This is a genomic window from Polynucleobacter sp. MWH-Spelu-300-X4 (genome assembly GCF_018687515.1).
Classification (GTDB): Bacteria; Pseudomonadota; Gammaproteobacteria; order Burkholderiales; family Burkholderiaceae; genus Polynucleobacter.
On sequence record NZ_CP061294.1, the window covers coordinates 399418 to 420032 of the forward strand.

Here is a 20615-nt window from a genome sequence, read left to right on the forward strand (position 1 = left end):
GTAGAGATAATTACTCGTCCTCATCATCCTCTGGTTCGCTAGCAAAGCGCTTGGAGGTCTTGCCACTGCCACCAAGTTTGACTCGTACAGGTTTATCGCCCCACATGCCTTCTAATTGGTAATAAGAGCGTAGCATTGGTTGAAGGATATGAACGACGATATCGCCACAGTCCACCAAAACCCATTCTCCGGTTTCCATACCTTCTACAGAAATAACATCACCACCTTTTTCTTTAACGGCTTCTTTAACAGACATCGCTAATGATTTAGTTTGGCGATTGCTGTTACCGGTGGCGATGATGACGCGGTCAAACAAGTTACTTAACTTGGTTGTATCAAAAACGCGAATATCTTGAGCTTTAACATCCTCAAGAGCATCAATAATCGTGCGTTGTAATTTGCGAAGATCCATTATTTATTTCTATAAAGACCTTTGGATTCGATGTATTCGAGTACCAAAGGAGGTATTGCATCAGCTATTTCATCCCATGAGCCACGTATAAAGGCATCACGAAGTTGGCTAGAAGCAAGATTAATCTGCAAGTTCTGATCAAACAGAACATGGCCATTTGGGTTCAATTGTAGCAATTGAGGGTCTTGAGTCTGTTGCTCAGCAAAAACACCGGCCATAGAGGCTAATTTTTCGCTATCGATGACGGCTTGAGGCCGGCTTGCGACAGCCAAATGCACATATTTAGGCAATTCTGGCCATTGATGCCAGGTTTTTAGGTTTTCCCAACTATCTTGACCCATGAGCCAAGTAATGGAGGCTTCTGAACCATATAGAGCCCTTATTTCTTTGGCGGTATCGATAGCGTAGCTAGGGCCTTCACGCGCCATTTCTAGGGTGCTGATTTCAATTTTTGTATAGATATGGTGGTCAACAAATAAGTCATGCAAAGTTTCAATCGCATATTCGCTCATCGCTAAACGGTCTTTAGCGGGGGTGATATCAGTCCCTTTTTGCCAAGGTTGTCCTGCCGGCATCCAGATAATGTGATCTAACTGCAAAACTCTAGAAAAATGTTCTGCTAGTCTGAGGTGACCCCAGTGTGGTGGATCAAATGTGCCGCCTAATATGCCAATCGATTTACGTTTGCGGATAGGGTTGGATGAATTGTCTAAATGATCGCTCACGTATTAATCCAATCTTTTGGTTTTAAGAATTCGCTATACAAACGCGCTTCTGGAGAATCTTCAGCCGGTTTCCAGTCGTAGCCCCAACGAACGATGGGAGGCATCGACATCAAAATCGATTCTGTACGACCACCTGATTGCAATCCAAATAAAGTGCCGCGGTCGAACACAAGATTAAATTCAACATACCTGCCTCTGCGGAAGGCTTGGAATTCCCTCTGTGCTTCTGTGTAAGGGTCATTCATATGTTTCTTAACGATGGGGATATAAGCATCTAAAAATGCATCGCCAACAGAACGAGTCATTTCAAAGCTTTTTTCAAATCCTAATTCGCTAAAGTCATCATAAAAAATGCCGCCAATGCCGCGTGGTTCGTCACGGTGTTTTAGATAGAAATAATCATCACACCATTTTTTAAATTTTGGATGTAATTCTTTGTTAAAAGGATCTAGAGCATTTTTGCAAGCGATATGGAAGTGTTTGCAATCAGCAGCATCACCGTAATAAGGTGTTAAATCCATGCCGCCACCAAACCACCAAACAGGATCTTTACCTTCAGCTTGGGCGATAAAGCAACGCACATTCATGTGCACCGTTGGGATGTGAGGGTTACGTGGATGGAACACCAAAGAGACGCCCATCGCTTCAAATGATCGGCCTGCGAGCTCCGGTCTATGAGCCGTTGCGGACGGAGGCATGGAGTCCCCTCTTACATGTGAGAAACCTACGCCACCACGTTCAAGGATATTGCCGCCTTCTAGAATGCGAGAGCGACCATCACCTTTTAATTTGGCATCTTCAGGTTTACTCCAAGAGTCTGTGGCGAATTCTTTGCCATCTAACTCAGCCATGGTTTGAGTGATGCGATCTTGAAGACCGGTTAAGTAGTTTTTTAAAACTGCTGTATCAATCTTTGACATATCAGAGAGCTCTATAGCCAATATCACGACGGAATTGCGCGCCATCAAACTTAATTTGATCAACAATCGCGTATGCTTTTTGTTGCGCGCCTCGAGTGGTGTGGTCTAAGCCAACCACGCATAAGACGCGTCCACCGGATGTTTTTAAAACATCGCCGTCCATGGTTGTGCCAGCGTGGAAAGTAACATGGTCTGGGCCATCCGCAGGAATGCCTGAAATGGCATCACCTTTACGAGGTGTCTCAGGGTAGTTATGGGCAGCCATGACCACGCCTAAAGCAATACGTGGATCCCACTCCAACTCTACTTGGTCTAATTTGCCATCAACAGCCGCATCTAGAGCAGTTAAAAAATCGCTCTTCATGCGAGACATGATAGGCTGTGTTTCTGGGTCTCCCATGCGGCAGTTAAATTCAAGAGTTTTTACTTTGCCATCTTCAGAAATCATCAGGCCTGCGTATAAGAAGCCTGTAAACGGAATACCATCAGCTGCCATCCCTTGGACGGTTGGCATGATGATTTCACGCAATGCGCGCGCATGAATTTCTGGTGTTACAACGGGCGCTGGGGAGTAAGCACCCATGCCACCTGTGTTTGGGCCTTGGTCTGCATCCAATAAACGTTTGTGATCTTGGCTAGTAGCGAGTGTTAAAACATTGTGGCCATCAACCATGACGATGAAGCTTGCTTCCTCACCGGTTAAGAATTCTTCAATCACAACGCGTGCGCCTGCATCACCTAGTTTGTTATCGGAAAGCATCATGTCAATTGCGCCATGAGCTTCTTCAAGTGTCATAGCAACCACAACGCCTTTACCAGCAGCTAAACCATCCGCTTTAATCACAATCGGCGCGCCTTTTTGATCAATATAAGCATGCGCTTCTTTGATATCGGAAAAGGTTTGATATTCGGCGGTAGGAATGTTGTGGCGTTTCATAAACGCTTTAGCGAAATCTTTTGATGATTCCAGTTGGGCGGCTTTTTGAGTTGGACCAAATACACGTAAACCTTTTGATCTAAAAATATCAACAATGCCACCTGCTAAAGGAGCTTCTGGGCCAACGACTGTTAAATGAATCTGCTCTGACTCGGCAAATTTGGCAAGCTCTTGTAGATCGGTGACTGGTAGATTTTCAATACCCATATGTTTAGCGGCGGCTGTTGCTGTGCCGCCATTACCGGGAGCCACAAATACTTTTTGCACTTTAGGAGATTGAGCCAACTTCCAAGCTAATGCGTGTTCACGACCACCAGAACCAACCACTAAAATCTTCATAAATTCTTTCGCTAAAGTGTAATTAATCTTTGTAATTTTTATTCTATGGAAGCATTGGTAAATACTTCTTGAACATCATCTAGACTTTCAAGAGCATCTAATAGCTTCTGCATTTTTTCCGCATCGTCACCTGACAACTCTGTTTCGTTATCAGGGCGCATCGTGACTTCACCCAATTCTGGAGTGAAGCCTTTGGCGATTAATGCTTCTTTAATATTTGTAAATTCATAAGCGGGTGTGATGACCTCGATAGAGCCATCGTCTTGTGGCACCACATCATCAGCGCCGGCTTCAAGAGCAGCTTCCATTAAAGCGTCTTCCGATGTGCCAGGGGCAAAGAACATGCGACCGCAGTGTTTGAACAAAAATGCCACTGAACCATCGGTGCCTAAATTACCGCCATGTTTTGTAAAGGCATGTCTGACCTCTGCTACGGTTCTAGTGCGGTTATCAGTTAAAGCGTCTACGATCACAGCAGCCCCGTTTAAGCCATAACCCTCATAGCGGATTTCTTCATAGTTCACGCCTTCTAATGAACCAGTACCACGCGCAACCGCACGTTGCACGTTGTCGTTAGGCATGTTGGAGTCTTTTGCTTTATCAATCGCTAAGCGTAGACGCGGGTTAGTTGCTATATCGCCTCCACCCATTTTGGCGGCTACAGTGATTTCACGAATCAGCTTTGTCCAGATTTTTCCTCGCTTTTCGTCTTGACGACCTTTGCGATGTTGAATGTTGGCCCATTTGGAATGACCAGCCATAAGTACTCCTGTGGATAACTTTTATTGAAGAATTGCTATATATTCAGCTAAGACCGTAATTTTAGGCAAAATGAGACCCAATAAGCTAAAAAACCTAAAAAAACTTAGTTAAAACCTTAAAACAAGACAAGTAGGAGACAAAATGTCTAGCATTCAAGCCAAAGCGATACGTATGTTTAAAACGGGTGGCCCAGAGGTGATGGAGTGGGTTGATGTTGAGGTGGGGTTGCCTGGCCCTAACGAAGTCAGAATCAAGCATGAAGCGGTGGGCTTGAACTATATCGATGTTTATTTCCGCGTGGGGATGTATCCGCAGCCGTTGCCAGCCTCATTAGGCATGGAAGGGGCGGGTGTGGTTGAAGCTGTTGGTCCTGGGGTGACTCATGTCAAAGTGGGTGATCGTGTGGCCTATGCAGGTAGACCGCCTGGAGCTTATAGCCAAGTACGCGTGATGCCTGCAGAAACTTTAGTAAAGCTACCTGATGCGATTTCATTTGAGCAGGGGGCTGCCATGATGTTGCAAGGTTTAACGGTGCAATATTTGTTAAATGACAGCTATCAAGTAAAGCCTGGTGATGTGGTGCTATTCCATGCTGCGGCTGGTGGTGTTGGTTTGATTGCTTGTCAGTGGTTAAAAGCACTTGGTGCCACAGTCATTGGTACGGTTGGTTCAGAAGAAAAAGCTGCGTTAGCAAAAGCGCATGGTTGTGATCACACTATCAATTACAACAAAGAGAATTTTGTGGAACGTACGCGCGAGTTAACCAATGGTAAAGGTGTGCCAGTGGTTTATGACTCAATTGGTAAAGATACATTTATGCAGTCATTAGATTGCTTATCACCAAGAGGCATGATGGTCACTTATGGCAATGCCTCTGGACCAGTTCCTCCTGTGGATGTGAGTATCTTGGGTGGCAAGGGTTCATTAAAGTTAACAAGACCAACGGTGATGACTTATGCGCATAACCGCGCGTTATTAGAGCCGATGTCTGCTGATTTATTTGATCGTGTATTAAAAGGTCAAATCAAAATTGAAGTGAATCAAACATACCAATTGGAAAATGTGGCGCAGGCGCATCGTGACTTGGAGTCTCGTAAAACAACGGGCTCTACTGTACTCATGCCTTGGTAAAGACAAAAAATAGGTCATCAGCACATGAGCACAATCGCATTTATTGGTTTGGGTAATATGGGTCGCCCGATGGTGGCCTATTTATTAAAAGCTGGTCATCAGTTACGTTTGTATGCCAGACGACCTGAAGTATTTCAGCATGAAGCTAAACCTCTTCTAGAGGCGGGTGCGCAAGTATTTGATACGCCGGCGGAAGCAGCCAAGGATGCTGATTTCATCATCACAAATGTCATGAGTACGGCTGATGTGGCTGAAGTCTTATGCCAGGGTGAACATGCTGTTATTCAGCAGGCGAAGGCTGGAGCTATCTGTATCGATCACAGCACCATTGATCCAACTGGAACTAGAGAAATTGCCGCTACTCTTGCCAAGCAAGGTATTGGTTTTGTGGATGCTCCTGTTAGCGGGGGAGTCAAGGCTGCGACTGAGGGTTCTTTGGTCATGATGTTGGGTGGCGCTGCAACTGATATTGAGAAGGTCATGCCCATCATTCAGTGTTATGCAAAAACCATAACGCATATTGGCGATGTTGGCCATGGGCAGGTTGCAAAGCTTTGTAACCAAATTGCACAAGTGATTAATATCCAAGGTATTGCCGAGTCTATGCGATTTGCAGCTAGTAATGGAGCTAATTTGCAAAAAGTATTTCAGGCGATTTCTGGAGGTATGGCGGGTAGTCGCATGTTAGATCTCATGGGCCCCAAGATGGTGAGTAGGGACTTTAAGGCCGGCATTGAAGCACGTTTACATGCCAAAGATTTCTTCTTGGTTAAAGAGGCAATAAATAAGGCGCATTTAGATCTCCCAGCCTTGCAAACAGTGGCTCTGCAGTTAGAAAAACTGATGGATTCTGGGTGGGGGATGGACGACACATCTTCACTTCTTAGAGTACTTGAGGCATAATCTTGGTCTTGCACGAATTTTGATGCAAAACACACATTGCCGCGGTGGTGAAATTGGTAGACACAGGAGACTCAAAATCTCCCGCCCAAAAGGTGTGACGGTTCGAGTCCGTCCCGCGGCACCAAACTCCTCTCACAGACACTTAAATCTTATTTAGCCCATGCTTGCTTATCGCCACGCTTTTCATGCTGGCAACCACGCTGATGTACTAAAGCACTGTGTGTTGCAACAAGTATTGGCTTATATGAATCAGAAAGATAAACCGTATTGGGTTATTGATACCCATGCGGGAGCTGGAATGTATTCATTAAAGTCTGAGTACGCGAATACAAAAGCAGAATACCTAGATGGCATTGCTAAACTTTGGGATGCTCAAGATCTGCCGTCTGTTATTAAAGAGTATGTTGATTTAGTTCAGTTGTGTAATGCCAAAGGTCATTGGGATTTATATCCCGGATCTCCAGAAATTATTCGTCGCTCGATTCGGCCTGATGATCGCATGCGTTTATTTGAGCTTCATCCTACTGACTTTGACATTCTTGAAGAACATTTTGATAAATCAAAAATAGCTAAAGTATTTAAAGGTGATGGCTTTGATGGGTTGAAAGCATTATTGCCGCCGCCAACACGCCGTGCGGTAATCTTCATGGATCCACCTTATGAAATCAAATCTGATTATCAGCGCGTGGTGGCTTCTGTTGCTGAAGGTTTAAGACGTTTTGCTGAAGGTGTTTATATCGTCTGGTATCCGATCCTAACCAGAGGCGATCACATATCTTTGATTGAAGAATTAAACGCTCTCTCGGACAAAACATTAAACATCTCTATGACTGTTCAGGAACCTGATGAGCAGGGCTTTGGGATGTTGGGTAGTGGGTTGTTCATTATTAACCCACCGTGGACTTTGGCTGAGAACATGAAATCGGTTATGCCTTATCTAACTGAAAAGCTAGCCCAGTATCCTAGAGCTAGCTATGAGTTGGATAGCAAATAATTTGAATGGTCAGTTACCGCTAATTTTTAAATTTGGTAATCCACATTCTCGCCAGCCATCGATTGCTCGACTAATTTTCTGGTGAGTGTTGGCGAGAACAATTCAATAAACGTATAAACAAAAGAACGTAGGTAAGCATTTTGCTTAATAGCCACTTTGGTTACGTTATTACCAAATAAGTGACCGGCGGGAATCACTCTTAAATTTCTATCGCGTTCCGCATCGTAAGCAACTCCTGCGACGATACCGACACCCATGCCTGTTTCAACGTACGTTTTAATCACATCGGCATCAATTGCTTCTAATACGACATCAGGCTGTAGATTTTTGCTTGAAAATGCTTTATCAATTTTGGTGCGCCCTGCAAATGCTTTGTCATAGGTGATGATGGGGTATTCCGCTAAATCCTCTAGAGAAAGCGTTTTTTTGCTTAAAAGAGGGTGTTCTGGTTGTACGGCGATGACATGTTGCCACTGATAACCTGGCAAGGCGACGATGCCATCGATGCCGGCGATGCCCTCGGTGGCGATAGCAATATCGGCTCGGTCATGAATCAGCATTTCTGCCATTTGTTGAGGGTTGCCCTGTTGGATGCTGACCCTCACTTTGGGGAAGCGCTTGGTGAACTCGGTTAAAACTTTGGGTAGGGCGTACCGAGCTTGGGTATGGGTGGTGGCAATTACGAAGTTGCCTTGGTCTTGAGCTGCAAAATCCTTACCAACACGCTTTAAAGTCTCCACTTCCACTAAGATTCTCTCAATGGAGGTTAGTATCCGCTTACCTGGCTCGGTAAGGTTTCTAATCCTCTTACCATGGCGGCGAAAAATATCAACCCCTAATTCATCTTCCAGTTCCAAGATGGCTTTAGATACCCCAGGCTGGGATGTGAAGAGAGTCTTAGCTGCTTCTGTCAGGTTGAAGTTCTGGCGAACAGCTTCTCGGACAAACCTAAATTGATGTAAGTTCATATCGGCTCATTTCTATATGCAATAAACCATATATTAAAACGATTTTTTATTATTTGTAGAAATTAAGGAAAATAGCTAAAGTGCCAGCCATGCAAGAACTATTCATAAGCTTATTACCTTTCGCGTTTTCTGGAGCCCTAGTGGGCCTACTCGTTGGTCTCACTGGCGTGGGTGGCGGGTCGCTGATGACGCCTTTATTAACCATTATCTTTGGTGTGCCTCCAGGCGTTGCTGTCGGAACTGACTTGGCTTTTGCTGCCTTAACAAAGGGGGTTGGCACCTTAGCTCATCGAGTGCATGGCCATGTGCGTTGGGATATTGTGGGCTTTTTAGCCTTGGGTAGTTTGCCTGCAGCTGTACTGACTATTCTGGTGATGAAAGAAGTCGGCCCTTTGGATGATCAGTGGCATCACATTATTAAGGTTTCAATCGGTATTTCCGTATTTTTAACGGCTTTATCGTTATTGTTCCGTAAATCATTATTAGCTTGGGTTGAGAACCATCCTAAGGCACAATTACACGGTAAGACACAGCGTGTTGCAACGGTATTGGTTGGTGCTGTTATTGGCGTATTGGTAACAATTTCCTCTATTGGTGCTGGTGCTATTGGCGCCACATTGATTTTATTGTTGTATCCCAAGTTGCGTGCCCCAGAAGTGGCTGGTACTGATATTGCTTACGCAGTACCTTTAACCGCGTTAGCAGGTCTTGGCCATTGGTGGTTAGGTAACGTTCACTTTGATTTGCTATCAGGCTTATTGATTGGATCTGTACCTGGTATTTGGTTAGGTGCGCGTTTGTCAAAATCATTGCCCGAAAAATACGTGCGTGGCGCTTTAGCAACAACGCTAACTTTAGTTGGCATTAAATTAGTTTCTTAAAAGGTTTTAAAGATGTACAAGTATGATGAAATCGATCAGCGTTTGGTAGATGACCGAGTCGCTCAGTTTAGGGATCAGGTTAAGCGTCGCATTGCTGATGATTTAAGTGAAGAAGAGTTCCGTCCTCTTCGATTGCAAAATGGTTTGTATTTGCAACGTCATGCTTATATGTTGCGTGTGGCCATTCCTTATGGATTATTTAATTCAGCGCAGATGCGTGTATTAGGTCACATTGCTAAAAAGTACGATCGTGGTTATGGGCACTTTACAACGCGTCAGAATATTCAATATAACTGGCTCAATTTAGAAGATACGCCAGAGATTTTGGCTGAATTAGCAAAAGTGCAAATGCATGCGATTCAGACATCTGGTAACTGTATTCGTAACATCACGAGTGACCCATTTGCTGGTGTCGCCGGTGATGAGGTGGTTGATCCGAGAGCGGTTTGTGAGTTGTTGCGCCAATGGTCAACACTGCACCCTGAGTTTGCTTATTTGCCTCGTAAATTCAAGATTGCTGTGAGTGCTTCTGCGGAAGATCGTGCGATTGTGGCGGCTCATGATGTGGGCTTGTATCTACATAAAAATAATCAAGGCCAATTGCTTGCTGATGTTTTAGTCGGTGGCGGTATGGGGCGCACGCCGATTCTTGGTGTGATTATTAAACGTGATTTGCCTTGGCAAGAGTTACCGAATTATTTGTCTGCTGTTTTGCGTGTGTATAACCGCTTTGGTCGTCGCGACAATATGTACAAAGCGCGCATCAAGATTTTGGTGAAAGCGTTGGGTGCGGAAGAATTTGCTCGTCAAGTTGAATCTGAGTATGAGCACTGGGTAGGTGGTAACAGCACATTTACAGAAACCGAGTGGCAACGTGTGGCGAAACATTTCACGAAGCCAGCATACAAACAAGCTACTTCATTACAAGCTGAGCAAGTAGCTCAGTTGGCCGATGCGACTGATCAAAAGGCATTTGCTCGCTGGTTAGAACGTAATGTGAAATCACACCAAGTGTCTGGTTACGCCAGTGTGGTGCTTTCATTAAAACCTCATGGCACGGTAGCGCCTGGTGATGTTACAACAGAACAAATGTTAGCGATTGCTGATTTGGCAGATAAATATAGTTTTGGTGAAATTCGTGCCACGCATGAACAGAACTTGGTGTTGGCGGATGTTGAGCAAGCTCAGCTTTATAGCTTGTGGAAAGACGCTAAAACTCAAGGTTTGGTATTGCCTAATATTGGTTATTTAACCGACATCATTGCCTGTCCTGGCGGTGACTTCTGTTCATTGGCGAATGCTAAATCTATTCCAATCGCTAATGAAATTCAAAAACGTTTTGATGATTTAGATTATTTACATGATCTAGGTGACATCAGTTTGAATATTTCTGGTTGCATGAACTCTTGTGGCCATCATCATGTAGGGAACATTGGTATTTTGGGCGTCGATAAAGATGGTCAAGAGTGGTATCAAGTGACCTTAGGTGGTGATCAAGGCAACAATGCTTCCATTGGTAAAGTGATTGGCCCATCTTTCTTTGCTGAAGATATGCCTGATGTGATTAGCAAAGTCATTGACGTGTTTGTTGAGAAGCGTGAGCCAGAAGAGAAATTTATTGATGCAGTGAGACGTTTGGGTATCACGCCATTTAAAGAGCGTGTTTATCAAGATAGACCTAATAGAAAAGCTGCTGATGAGGTGAGCCATGGCTAAATTAATTCGTTTTCCTAAAACAGGTCAAGCACAACTGGTTCCTAATGAATGGCAAGTATTTCGTGCGACAGAAGGTGAAGAGTCAGCAGCATTGCCACAAGGTAAGGTAATTGTGCCGTTTGCTTGGTGGTTAACCAGAGGTACTAAGGAGCAGCATCAGGCTCGCGCTCAAAAGGGTGAGATTGGCGTTTGGTTTGCTCCTGAAGATGATGTTTTGGCTCATGCTGAAGCTATTTCTGCAGGTTTGAAAGTTTGGCCAATTTTGGCAGTTGATTTTCCGATTTTCAGAGATGGTCGTGGTTACAGTACAGCTGCTTTATTGCGCGAGCGCTTTTCTTGGGATGGTGAATTAAGAGCGATTGGTGATGTATTGATTGATCAGTTATTGCCATTAGCCCGTGTTGGGTTTGATAGTTTTGCGATTCGTAATGACCAAAACCCTGATGTGGCTCTAGCGCAATTTAATTCAGTTGCTTATGTGTTCCAAAATGATTGGCGTAGAGAGAGATCTCAGAAGCAGGTAGGTACAGTATGAGTGAATCCACCACTGCTACTTCCTTAGGTCGCCCAGTCTTATGGTCGATTCCAGCATCTTCATTAACACCAGAACAAATTGAAGCTAAGGCGCAGGTTTTATATGAGCGTTTGCAAACCATTGTTGCGAAACATGCAGATGTTCGTTTTGCTACGAGTCTAGCCGCTGAAGATATGGTTGTGACAGATGGTATTGTGAAGTCTGGTGCCAAGATTTCATTATTTACTTTGGAGACAGGCCGTCTTCATCAAGAGACTGTGGCTATGGTCGATACAGTAGAGAAGCATTATGGTGTTTCTATTTTGCGTGCTTATCCTGAGCCAAAAGACGTCGAGGCATTTATTGAGCAATATGGTTTAAATGGTTTTTATGATAGCGAAGATGCCAAGAAAGCTTGTTGTGGTGCTCGTAAAATTAAGCCGTTAAATAAAGCGCTAGAAGGTGCAAAAGCTTGGTTGACAGGGCAGCGACGTGAGCAAGCAGTGACGCGCTCTGATTTACCTTTTGAAGAATTGGATGATGCGCGCCATATCGCCAAATATAATCCTTTGTTTGATTGGTCAGAGTCTGATGTTTGGGCGTACCTTCAATATAAAAACGTACCGATTCATCCGTTGCATTTGCAAGGTTATCCAAGTATTGGATGTGAGCCTTGCACGAGAGCGGTTAAAGAAGGTGAAGATATTCGTGCTGGACGCTGGTGGTGGTTGCAAAAAGACAGCAAAGAGTGCGGTTTGCATGTGAAATGAAAAATATGAATCAAGAACAACTACAAAATGAACATTTGGATTGGTTAGAAGCTGAATCCATTTACATCATTCGTGAGGTGGCAGCGCAATGCTCCAACCCTGCGATGTTATTTTCAGGCGGTAAAGATTCCATTGTGATGTTCCATTTGGCTCGTAAAGCCTTCCGCTTTGGTGATCGACCTATTAACTTACCATTTCCTTTATTGCATATTGATACAGGCCATAACTATCCTGAGGTTATTCAGTTTCGTGATGACATTGTTGCGAAAACGGGTTCTAAGTTAGTGGTGGGGCATGTTGAAGACTCTATTCGCAAAGGTACCGTGCGTTTGCGTAAGGAAACAGATTCACGTAACGCTGCACAGGCAACCACGTTGCTTGAAGCGATTGCTGAGCACAAATTTGATGCCTTAATGGGTGGTGCGCGTCGTGATGAAGAAAAAGCACGTGCTAAAGAACGTATTTTCTCTTTCCGAGATGAGTTTGGTCAGTGGGATCCAAAGGCGCAACGACCTGAATTGTGGAATCTTTATAACGCACGCATTGCTCAAGGTGAGAATATGCGCGTTTTCCCAATTTCTAATTGGACTGAGTTAGATGTATGGCAATACATTGCGCGCGAGAAATTGGATTTACCAAGTATTTACTATGCACACCAACGTGAAGTGGTGCGTAAAAATGGTTTATTGGTGCCAGTGACCAATGTGACACCTAAAGCTGCTGATGAGGTTAGTGAAACCATTAGCGTGCGCTTTAGAACGGTTGGCGATATTAGTTGTACTTGCCCGGTATTAAGTACAGCGGCTACAGCTGAAGACATTATTAAAGAAACTGCGATCTCCGAAATTACTGAGCGTGGCGCAACACGTATGGACGATCAAACAAGTGAAGCTTCAATGGAGCGTCGTAAAAAAGAGGGGTATTTCTGATGAGCCAGGGAGTTGTTAGATTTATTACAGCCGGTAGCGTTGATGACGGTAAAAGTACTTTAATTGGTCGTTTACTTTATGACACCAAGGCTGTATTAGCAGACCAGTTATTAGCGCTTTCTAAAACAAAGCATGCCCGTGTGACTGCTTCTGATGCCGCTGTTGATTTAGCTTTATTAACCGATGGTTTAGAGGCTGAGCGTGAACAAGGTATTACGATCGATGTGGCTTACCGCTATTTCGCAACGGCTAAAAGAAAATTCATTGTTGCCGATGCTCCAGGGCATGAGCAATATACGCGTAATTTGGTTACTGGAGCATCTCAGGCGGATGTGGCTGTTTTATTAGTAGATGCGACGCGCGTGGATTTGTCAGTTAAACCAGCTGGTTTATTGGCGCAAACGAAACGTCATTCAGCAATTGTGCGTTTATTAGGTTTGCGTCATGTGGCTGTAGCGGTAAATAAGATGGACTTGTTGGGTTTTGATGAGAAAGTTTTCAATGCCATTAAAGAGTCTATTGAAGGTTTGGCTAAAACATTAGGTCTTCCTGCACCTCATTTGATTCCTGTTTCTGCATTACAGGGAGATAACGTGGTTGAGAAAAGTGATAAGACTCCTTGGTATCAGGGACCTAGTTTGCTGCAATGGTTAGAAGGTTTAGATACCAGTGTGGTGCATAAGGTTCAGAGTCTGCGTTTCCCAGTTCAATATGTGGCGCGCCAAGACGGTAGTGCTGCTGATGATTTCCGCGGGTATTTGGGCCGTATTGAGTCTGGCAGTATTAAAAAAGGACAAAAAGTAACAGTATTGCCAAGTGGTTTGGAAGCGACGGTTTCTGAAATTCATGTCGGTAATGATCACCAAGCAGCGCATGGTGCCGCTGGGGTTGATCTTGCTAAAGCGGGGCAAGTTATTGCATTGCGTTTAGCTGAAGATGTGGATGTTTCGAGAGGTGATTTAATTGTTGCTTCCGAATCTGTTGATGCGCCAGTATTAACTAAACAAATTTCAGCGGATATTTGCTGGTTAGATAGCGAGCCACTTTCTTTGGCACGTAAGTATGTATTGCGTCACACCACCAATACGGTATTTGCCAAAGTTAAAGGTATTCAACAAGTGTTAGATGTGCAAACTTTGTCACATGGCACGGATATTCATGCGTTGAATATGAATGAAATTGGCCGTGTTGATTTGGTTTTACAAAAACCAATTGCCGCTGACTTATTCGATGATGCGCCAAGTACGGGGGCTTTTGTTTTGATTGATGAAGCAACTAACCACACTGTTGCTGCTGGCATGGTGCGTGGAGCTACTGCTTAAATGACAAAGACATCTGCCTCCATTCCTCAATTAGGTAAGGTTTACCTAATCGGAGCTGGTCCTGGTGCTGCGGACTTGATTACAGTTCGTGGCGCTAAGTTATTGGCGGCTGCAGATGTGGTATTTCATGATGCTTTGGTTGAGCCGGAAATGCTGGCCTATTGCCCCCAAGCTGAAAAGATTGCTGTGGGCAAGCGTTGCGGTAAACATTCAACAGCGCAAAAATTTATCAATAAACGTTTAGTGGATGCCGCACAAAAGCATCAGTTGATTGTGCGTTTAAAAGGTGGCGACCCGATGATATTTGGTCGCGCTGATGAAGAGATTGCTGAGTTGCAAGAAGCTGGTATCGAAGTTGAGGTAGTTCCAGGCATTACAGCTGCTCTAGCTGCTGCTGCAAGCTTAAAGCAATCCCTGACTTTAAGAGGTGTGGCCAGAAGTGTTGCATTTAGTACTCAGGCGAAAGCTGTAGATGCAACCAATGGAGTAAATAGAGCTGTGGATACTGCTAATACATCTATAGATTTGCCAACAGCGGATACGCTTGTTATTTATATGGGGCGTAATGAAGCGGTATCTATTGCTAAGCAGTTAATTGCTCAAGGTCGAGTAATGACGACTCCAGTCAGAATTATTGAGGCCATTAGTACTAAGCGTGAGAGAAGTTTGTCGTTAACTCTAGCTGAGATGGCTAATGGCCTAGCTAGTGATTGGTTTGATGGCCAGGCGCCTGCTTTACTATTAGTTGGCGCAGTATTTGGCAATCGCCTCGAGAACACCGATATCCTCACCAACAGCCGCCTTAGCGCCTAATCGAACCTGAGGATGTTTACCTTGGCATGCTGCTAGGATGGCAGGAAAATCTCTTCTCATGTGACCACCTTGCCCGAAAAATACGGGGATAACTAGGATTTCCAAACAGCCTTCAGCCACTAAGCTATCAATCAATTCAGGTAGAGCGGGAGTCATTAATTCTAGAAATGCCAGCTCAACTCTTTGAGATGGATTATTTTTCTTAATAATGGCTTGAAGCTTTAAGAAAGGTTCTTTCCAACGTTCATCTCTTGCCCCGTGAGCAAATAAAACAATGGCTGTTTTATCAAGAGAGGTTGTTGTGCTTGCCGTTGACATAAATGGTGTAAATGTTTGAGCCTAAGTTTTAGAAACCCAGCTAATTCCAATTAATGCCAAAATGAAATAGATGGTTGCTGGTGTTATGGCGCTAACTAATGAAGGCCATTCAGCTAAGAGCCCCAAATGGGAGAAAAGGCTATTGAATAATTGGAAACTGATGCCGAGCATGATGCCGCCAAAAACCTTATAACCAATACCTCCTGAGCGCGTTTGAAGATAAGCAAACGGTAGTGCTAGCGCCAACATGACTAATACAGTAAACGGATAAATCAATTTTTTCCAAAATGCGATGGCATAGCGCTGGTAGTCCTGCTTGTTATCTCTAAGATGGTTGATATAACTAAATAGATCTAATAAGGACATGCGATCCGGTTTAATCAGTAATACACCTAGTAATTGAGGATTTACTTCGGTGGTAATGATTTCAGAAGGTGATTTTTTTATCTCGGTATTAAAGCTTGGGTCTAATCGATTTGCATCGTTTGTTTCTTTAAAATGAGTTTCGGTAACATTGTTAAGTTGCCATTGGTTGGCATTTATAAATGTGACTGAGTTGGCGATTCTGATGTTAATTAATCTATTTTTTTCATCGAACTCATACATCCGAAAACCTTTCACTCCGCTCGTATTTTCAAATGAGCCCACATTGATATAGCGAGTGCCTTCTTTGATTTTCCCATTACCATCTTCATCGCGACGTTTATCTTTAATCCATGCCCCAGATTTGAAGTCTAGTTTTTCTATGCCAGCATTTAAGGCTGAAACTCGGATATTTTTTGAAATAGTTTCTGCAATGGGACCTACAAATTCACTCATGACCAGGGTGGCAATTGCAATGGGTATGGCAACCTTGATGAGTGTTTGTAGGGCTTTTATAGGTTGTAAGCCTGCGACACGCAGAATGGTGTATTCAGATTGGGCTGCCAAATTAGCGCACACATAAATAGCACCAATGAGTGCAGCAATTGGCATAATTTCCACAATCCGGCTTGGAATCTTGAAAATAACAGTCGCAAATGCTAATAAAAAAGTATAGGTGTTGTTGGTGTCATTCACTTCTGCAATGAAATCAAAAAATACAAATAGAGACACCAGGGCAATCAATATGAATATAAATGACAGATAAATTTGTTTTGCCAAATAGCGTTCATAAATAAGAGGGAAAATTCTATTCCACATGAGTATTCCCTTGTTGCATTTGTTTTCTTGATCGGTATTTTTTAAATCTACCTCTTAAAGTGATGGATCTATTTTGACCAAGATAAATCATCAATAGGCCTAGAAAAAACGTAAATACATGAAGGGGCCACCAGCTTGCTGCAAAACTGAAGCGCTCGTTTTTAACCCAGTTTTGTAATAAAGTTAACAAGTTCGAATAAGTGAAGTAGATTAAAACTGCCATGATCATGGAGGTGTAGCGGCCACTTCTTGGGTTGACATATGAAAGTGGAATGGCAATAGTGACAAAACATAAGGCCATTAAAGGTAAACCAATTCTCCATAGGAGCTCACTTTTATTAGTGGGGTTCCAGTCTTTAATTAAATCCCAAACTTGGATCGTTCTATTGGTCGGGGCAATTTGATCAATTTCTTTATTGTCTAATTTAACGGTGTATCGATCAAATTCTGTCACCCTGAATTCTTGTGATCCTGCAATACCTTCATAGCGACGTCCATGAGTTAGGCTTAGTTGGCGATCGCCACCTTGTAGGGTTTCTATAAAGCCTTCATTAGCAACAGAAACTGTTTGTTTTTCTTTACCAAAAGTACTGATGAAAACATTTTTCATCGTATTTGTTTCGGTATCAATTTCCTCAATAAAAAATACGCGGTTGTTATTAGAAGACTCTCTAAATTGACCTGAAGCAATCATGGATACATCATCGCGTTGTTGGAAGCGTTGCTTAATGATGTTTGATTGTTCATTGGCCCATGGAGATACAGCAGCCGATAAAACGGCAATCACAACAGCAAGTGGGGCTGTAAACCAAAGGATTGTTTTCAAAATAGTGAAAAGGCTTAGTCCAGCACTTTGCCAAATGACCATTTCTGAATCTTTGTACCATCTTGTTAAAACGAGTAAAACAGTAATAAATAGTGAAACAGCTAATAAAACCGCTAGGTAATTGATCATGCCCAAGCCCATTAGAACTAAGACATCTTTGGGGTTGACAATGCCGCTAGCGGCATTAGCTAGGGTGCGAATCATTAAATTCGTTAAAACAAGGGTGACCAACACCATAAACACCACGCCGGTGGTGAAGGTGAGTTCTTGTCGAAGGGCTCTCTTAAAAATCATAAAAAGCTAAGCTGGGCGATAATGAAGGGTATCAGAAACTTCCCTTGCATTAAGGAAAAGCACATGGAATGTAGCACGAAAATATTTGGAGAGGGTACTTTAGGTCTAAAGGCCCAAATGGCAACGGCAACCGGTTGCTTGGTTGTGGCGTTTAAGGGGGAGAATATCCAAAATCCCAAGAAGCTAGGGGGCGTCTTAAATGCCTTGAACTTAGCTACACATGGCGCCGTCGCTAAAGCTGTTGCTATGGGTGATTTGGAGGCCAAATCTGGTAGCTCTTTATTGCTAAGTGCCACGGATGCATGGGCTGCTGCAGGCTTAAAAGCTGAACGTTTATTGTTAATTAGTATGGGTGAGGAGTCTAAAGTTAGTAAAAAGACTGAAAAATCTCATATTGCTGATGTGGCGAAGTGGTTGCAAGTGGGTGTTAAGGCCTTGGTGGCAACCCAAGCTAAGGATGCTTTATGGGTTTTTGAGGAGTTTTCTGCGAAAGATGCTCTATCTCAGGTGCGTTTATTAACGCAATTTGCAAAAGAGCAGTTATATAAATTTGGAGCCCGTCATCCTCAATTTAAGACAAAGCCAGCTGAAAAGGGTTCCAAGTTGGTTAAGCTCACGATTGCTAGTGATGCGAAAAATAATAAAGCTTTGCAAAAAGCCGTTGCTGAAGGAATCGCGATTTCTAATGGCATGGATCTCACCAAAGATTTAGGAAACCTACCACCTAATATTTGTACGCCGAGTTATTTGGCCCAAACCGCTAAAAAGTTGGCGAAAGATTTTGGGTTCAAGGCTGAAATATTGGGCCACAAAGAAATTGAAACTCTCAAAATGGGAGCATTTTTAGCGGTAACCCAGGGTTCTGTAGCGCCACCTCAATTTATTGTGTTGCGCCACAATGGGGGCTCCGCAAAAGAGGCGCCTATTGTATTGGTTGGTAAAGGAATTACATTTGATACAGGGGGTATTTCATTAAAGCCGGGCGAAGGCATGGATGAAATGAAATATGACATGTGTGGTGCAGCTTCTGTTCTAGGAACTATGCGCGCTATTGGGGAATTAAAACTAAAGCGCAATGTGATTGCAGTTATTCCAACCTGTGAAAATATGCCTTCGGGTCATGCTACTAGACCTGGAGATATCGTAACGAGTATGTCTGGTCAAACTATCGAGATCTTAAACACCGATGCTGAAGGCCGCCTGATACTTTGTGATGCATTAACTTATGTGGAGCGCTTTAAGCCAGCAGCTGTTATTGATATCGCTACCTTAACAGGTGCTTGTGTGATCGCATTGGGCGCTGTGCACTCAGGGTTATTTTCTGGTGATGATGCATTGGCCGAAGATTTATTGAGTGCAGGTCGTCAATCTCAAGATACTGTATGGCGTATGCCTTTGGATCAAGCCTACCATGATCAGTTGAAGTCTAATTTTGCGGATATGGCTAATATTGGCGGCCGCCCTGCAGGCAGCGTTACGGCAGCATGCTTCTTGTCTAAATATACCGAGAAATATACCTGGGCACATTTGGATATCGCGGGTACGGCTTGGAAGAGTGGTGCTGCTAAAGGTGCGACAGGACGACCTGTGCCTTTACTCGTTAACTATCTACTAGCTTAAATTGCGATAGTTAAGGAATTTTATGGCCAGAATCGATTTTCATAGTCAGGTAAATAACAAGTCTTTATATAGTTGTCGTTTGATTCGCAAGATCATGGCAAGTCCTAGTGAAGATTTGCCGATGCGTAATATTGTGGTGGTCGGATCAAAAGAGTTTTTGCGTCAATTGGATGAGCAGTTATGGAGTTTTAGCGCGTCAGATTTTTTACCGCATGCTTGGGGATTTGACGATTTTGCTGCAGAAACACCTGTTGTATTGGTGGAAAGTTTTGAGGCAGATGAATTAGATTATTTGCCTCATGGTGATGTGTTAATTCACGTAGGGCGTTCATTGCCTAAGTCTGTTGAGAATTTAGCTGCAAGGTTTCCTCGTATTGTGGAAATTGTTTCGACGGATGAAGAAGATCGATTGGCAGGGCGTGAGCGTTATAAGGCTTATCGCGAGCAGGGGCACGAGCTACATAATTTCGATCAAACCGGTCAATAATTCTCCAACATTCTTTAAAACCTAAGATATGGCATTCATACATCCACAATTTGACCCGGTTGCAATCGCCTGGGGTCCAGTAGCCATTCATTGGTATGGATTGATGTATTTGATGGCTTTTGCACAATTTTTAATTCTTGGAAAAATGCGTTTAAAACAGGCTCATATTCAAAGCACTGGCTTAAGTTACAAAGATCTTGAAGATATTTTATTTGCTGGTGTTGCCGGTGTGATTTTGGGAGGCCGTCTTGGTTATATCCTTTTCTATATGCCGGGACATTACTTAGCTCATCCTTTGGATATATTGAAGGTCTGGGAAGGCGGCATGTCTTTCCATGGTGGGTTTTTAGGTGTTTTAGCAGCTATGTGGTGGTCTGCTAAAAAATATAAGAAATCATTTTTCGAAATCACGGATTTGATTGCCCCATTGATTCCTTTTGGATTGGCATTTGGGCGTCTGGGTAACTTCATTAATGGTGAGTTATGGGGGCGTCCTACAGATGTACCTTGGGCAATGATTTTTCCGCAATCGGGCGACTTAATAGCTAGACATCCTTCTCAGTTGTATCAATTGGCAGGTGAGGGACTTTGTTTAGGATTTATTTTGTGGTGGTATGCCGCAAGCCCTAGAAAGCTTGCTCAGGTATCAGGAGTTTTTCTATTAGGTTATGGCCTATTCCGATTCTTAGCTGAATTTGCTCGTGAGCCTGATAACTTCTTAGGACTCTTATCCTTGGGACTTTCCATGGGGCAGTGGTTATCTATCCCTATGGTTCTTTTAGGTTTTATATTGGTTTTCAAAAAGTCTCAGTAGTTTCCCTTGTTTCTTCAAATTTAGGGTTAGCACCAATG

The 20615-nt window shown here is 43.4% G+C and carries 22 protein-coding genes and 1 tRNA gene; 14 read left to right on the forward strand and 9 right to left on the reverse strand.

Annotation, left to right across the window (positions count from 1 at the left end; translation table 11 throughout):
* Positions 1-10 precede the first annotated feature (10 nt).
* From rsfS to ICV01_RS02125, 5 genes are read right to left on the reverse strand one after another with little or no spacing between them, the layout of a single operon-like run.
* On the reverse strand, positions 11-412 hold the full coding sequence (gene rsfS / locus ICV01_RS02105) for a ribosome silencing factor (protein ID WP_215288140.1): 402 nt from the start codon (positions 410-412) through the stop codon (positions 11-13).
* The gene (gene nadD / locus ICV01_RS02110; RefSeq protein WP_215288141.1) at positions 412-1137 is read right to left on the reverse strand and encodes a nicotinate (nicotinamide) nucleotide adenylyltransferase; all 726 of its coding nucleotides are present in this window, start codon (positions 1135-1137) and stop codon (positions 412-414) included. Before nadD ends, rsfS begins: the two co-directional genes overlap by 1 nt.
* The gene (gene hemF / locus ICV01_RS02115; RefSeq protein WP_215288142.1) at positions 1134-2057 is read right to left on the reverse strand and encodes an oxygen-dependent coproporphyrinogen oxidase; all 924 of its coding nucleotides are present in this window, start codon (positions 2055-2057) and stop codon (positions 1134-1136) included. The genes nadD and hemF overlap by 4 nt, the downstream gene beginning before the upstream one ends.
* A 1-nt stretch (position 2058) precedes the next feature.
* Entirely contained in the window at positions 2059-3333 is a 1275-nt protein-coding gene (gene purD, locus ICV01_RS02120; protein WP_215288143.1) for a phosphoribosylamine--glycine ligase, read from the reverse strand.
* Between the two features lie 38 nt (positions 3334-3371).
* On the reverse strand, positions 3372-4094 hold the full coding sequence (locus tag ICV01_RS02125; RefSeq protein WP_215288144.1) for a YebC/PmpR family DNA-binding transcriptional regulator: 723 nt from the start codon (positions 4092-4094) through the stop codon (positions 3372-3374).
* Between the two features lie 142 nt (positions 4095-4236).
* Here ICV01_RS02125 and ICV01_RS02130 point away from each other — a divergent pair, with 142 nt between their 5' ends.
* The 4 genes from ICV01_RS02130 to ICV01_RS02145 all read left to right on the forward strand — a co-directional run bounded on the left by ICV01_RS02130 (position 4237) and on the right by ICV01_RS02145 (position 7123).
* Positions 4237-5226, forward strand: coding sequence for a quinone oxidoreductase (locus ICV01_RS02130; RefSeq protein ID WP_251369371.1), 990 nt, complete (start codon positions 4237-4239; stop codon positions 5224-5226).
* A 24-nt stretch (positions 5227-5250) separates the two neighbouring features.
* On the forward strand, positions 5251-6129 hold the full coding sequence (locus ICV01_RS02135) for an NAD(P)-dependent oxidoreductase (RefSeq protein ID WP_215288145.1): 879 nt from the start codon (positions 5251-5253) through the stop codon (positions 6127-6129).
* Between the two features lie 38 nt (positions 6130-6167).
* Positions 6168-6253: transfer RNA gene (locus ICV01_RS02140), tRNA-Leu, on the forward strand.
* Between the two features lie 36 nt (positions 6254-6289).
* Positions 6290-7123, forward strand: coding sequence for a 23S rRNA (adenine(2030)-N(6))-methyltransferase RlmJ (locus ICV01_RS02145; RefSeq protein ID WP_215288146.1), 834 nt, complete (start codon positions 6290-6292; stop codon positions 7121-7123).
* Between the two features lie 26 nt (positions 7124-7149).
* Here the strand turns inward: ICV01_RS02145 and ICV01_RS02150 are convergent, their stop codons facing one another.
* Positions 7150-8091, reverse strand: coding sequence for a CysB family HTH-type transcriptional regulator (locus ICV01_RS02150; RefSeq protein ID WP_215288148.1), 942 nt, complete (start codon positions 8089-8091; stop codon positions 7150-7152).
* Positions 8092-8180: 89 nt separating this feature from the next.
* Between ICV01_RS02150 and ICV01_RS02155 the strand changes: the two genes are divergently transcribed.
* Genes ICV01_RS02155 through cobA form a run of 7 tightly spaced genes read left to right on the forward strand, consistent with a single transcriptional unit; the run spans position 8181 to position 15036 of the window.
* The gene (locus tag ICV01_RS02155) at positions 8181-8972 is read left to right on the forward strand and encodes a sulfite exporter TauE/SafE family protein (RefSeq protein ID WP_215288150.1); all 792 of its coding nucleotides are present in this window, start codon (positions 8181-8183) and stop codon (positions 8970-8972) included.
* A gap of 12 nt (positions 8973-8984) precedes the next feature.
* On the forward strand, positions 8985-10688 hold the full coding sequence (locus tag ICV01_RS02160; RefSeq protein WP_215288152.1) for a nitrite/sulfite reductase: 1704 nt from the start codon (positions 8985-8987) through the stop codon (positions 10686-10688).
* On the forward strand, positions 10681-11223 hold the full coding sequence (locus ICV01_RS02165; protein WP_215288154.1) for a DUF934 domain-containing protein: 543 nt from the start codon (positions 10681-10683) through the stop codon (positions 11221-11223). Before ICV01_RS02160 ends, ICV01_RS02165 begins: the two co-directional genes overlap by 8 nt.
* Positions 11220-11972, forward strand: coding sequence for a phosphoadenylyl-sulfate reductase (locus tag ICV01_RS02170; RefSeq protein ID WP_215288156.1), 753 nt, complete (start codon positions 11220-11222; stop codon positions 11970-11972). Before ICV01_RS02165 ends, ICV01_RS02170 begins: the two co-directional genes overlap by 4 nt.
* A gap of 5 nt (positions 11973-11977) precedes the next feature.
* Positions 11978-12901: a sulfate adenylyltransferase subunit CysD gene (gene cysD / locus ICV01_RS02175; RefSeq protein ID WP_215288158.1), complete on the forward strand. Its 924-nt coding sequence runs from the start codon at positions 11978-11980 to the stop codon at positions 12899-12901.
* Positions 12901-14223 carry a sulfate adenylyltransferase subunit 1 gene (locus tag ICV01_RS02180; RefSeq protein ID WP_215288160.1) on the forward strand — a complete coding sequence of 441 codons (1323 nt, stop codon included), beginning with the start codon at positions 12901-12903 and terminating at the stop codon, positions 14221-14223. The genes cysD and ICV01_RS02180 overlap by 1 nt, the downstream gene beginning before the upstream one ends.
* Positions 14224-15036, forward strand: a complete 813-nt coding sequence (cobA, locus tag ICV01_RS02185) for a uroporphyrinogen-III C-methyltransferase (RefSeq protein WP_215288163.1) — start codon at positions 14224-14226, stop codon at positions 15034-15036.
* Here cobA and ICV01_RS02190 read toward each other — a convergent pair.
* The 3 genes from ICV01_RS02190 to lptF are packed head-to-tail and all read right to left on the reverse strand — an operon-like array spanning position 14965 to position 17656.
* Positions 14965-15354, reverse strand: coding sequence for a sirohydrochlorin chelatase (locus tag ICV01_RS02190; protein WP_215288165.1), 390 nt, complete (start codon positions 15352-15354; stop codon positions 14965-14967). The genes cobA and ICV01_RS02190 overlap by 72 nt on opposite strands.
* A gap of 21 nt (positions 15355-15375) precedes the next feature.
* Positions 15376-16536 carry an LPS export ABC transporter permease LptG gene (gene lptG, locus ICV01_RS02195; protein WP_215288166.1) on the reverse strand — a complete coding sequence of 387 codons (1161 nt, stop codon included), beginning with the start codon at positions 16534-16536 and terminating at the stop codon, positions 15376-15378.
* The gene (lptF, locus tag ICV01_RS02200; RefSeq protein ID WP_215288167.1) at positions 16526-17656 is read right to left on the reverse strand and encodes an LPS export ABC transporter permease LptF; all 1131 of its coding nucleotides are present in this window, start codon (positions 17654-17656) and stop codon (positions 16526-16528) included. Before lptF ends, lptG begins: the two co-directional genes overlap by 11 nt.
* 63 nt (positions 17657-17719) lie before the next feature.
* Between lptF and ICV01_RS02205 the strand changes: the two genes are divergently transcribed.
* From ICV01_RS02205 to lgt, 3 genes are read left to right on the forward strand one after another with little or no spacing between them, the layout of a single operon-like run.
* The gene (locus ICV01_RS02205) at positions 17720-19276 is read left to right on the forward strand and encodes a leucyl aminopeptidase (protein WP_215288168.1); all 1557 of its coding nucleotides are present in this window, start codon (positions 17720-17722) and stop codon (positions 19274-19276) included.
* Between the two features lie 22 nt (positions 19277-19298).
* A complete protein-coding gene (locus ICV01_RS02210) occupies positions 19299-19763 on the forward strand; it encodes a DNA polymerase III subunit chi (protein ID WP_215288169.1) in 465 nt (154 codons plus the stop codon).
* 28 nt (positions 19764-19791) lie between these two features.
* A complete protein-coding gene (gene lgt / locus ICV01_RS02215; RefSeq protein ID WP_215288171.1) occupies positions 19792-20577 on the forward strand; it encodes a prolipoprotein diacylglyceryl transferase in 786 nt (261 codons plus the stop codon).
* Positions 20578-20615: the final 38 nt, after the last annotated feature.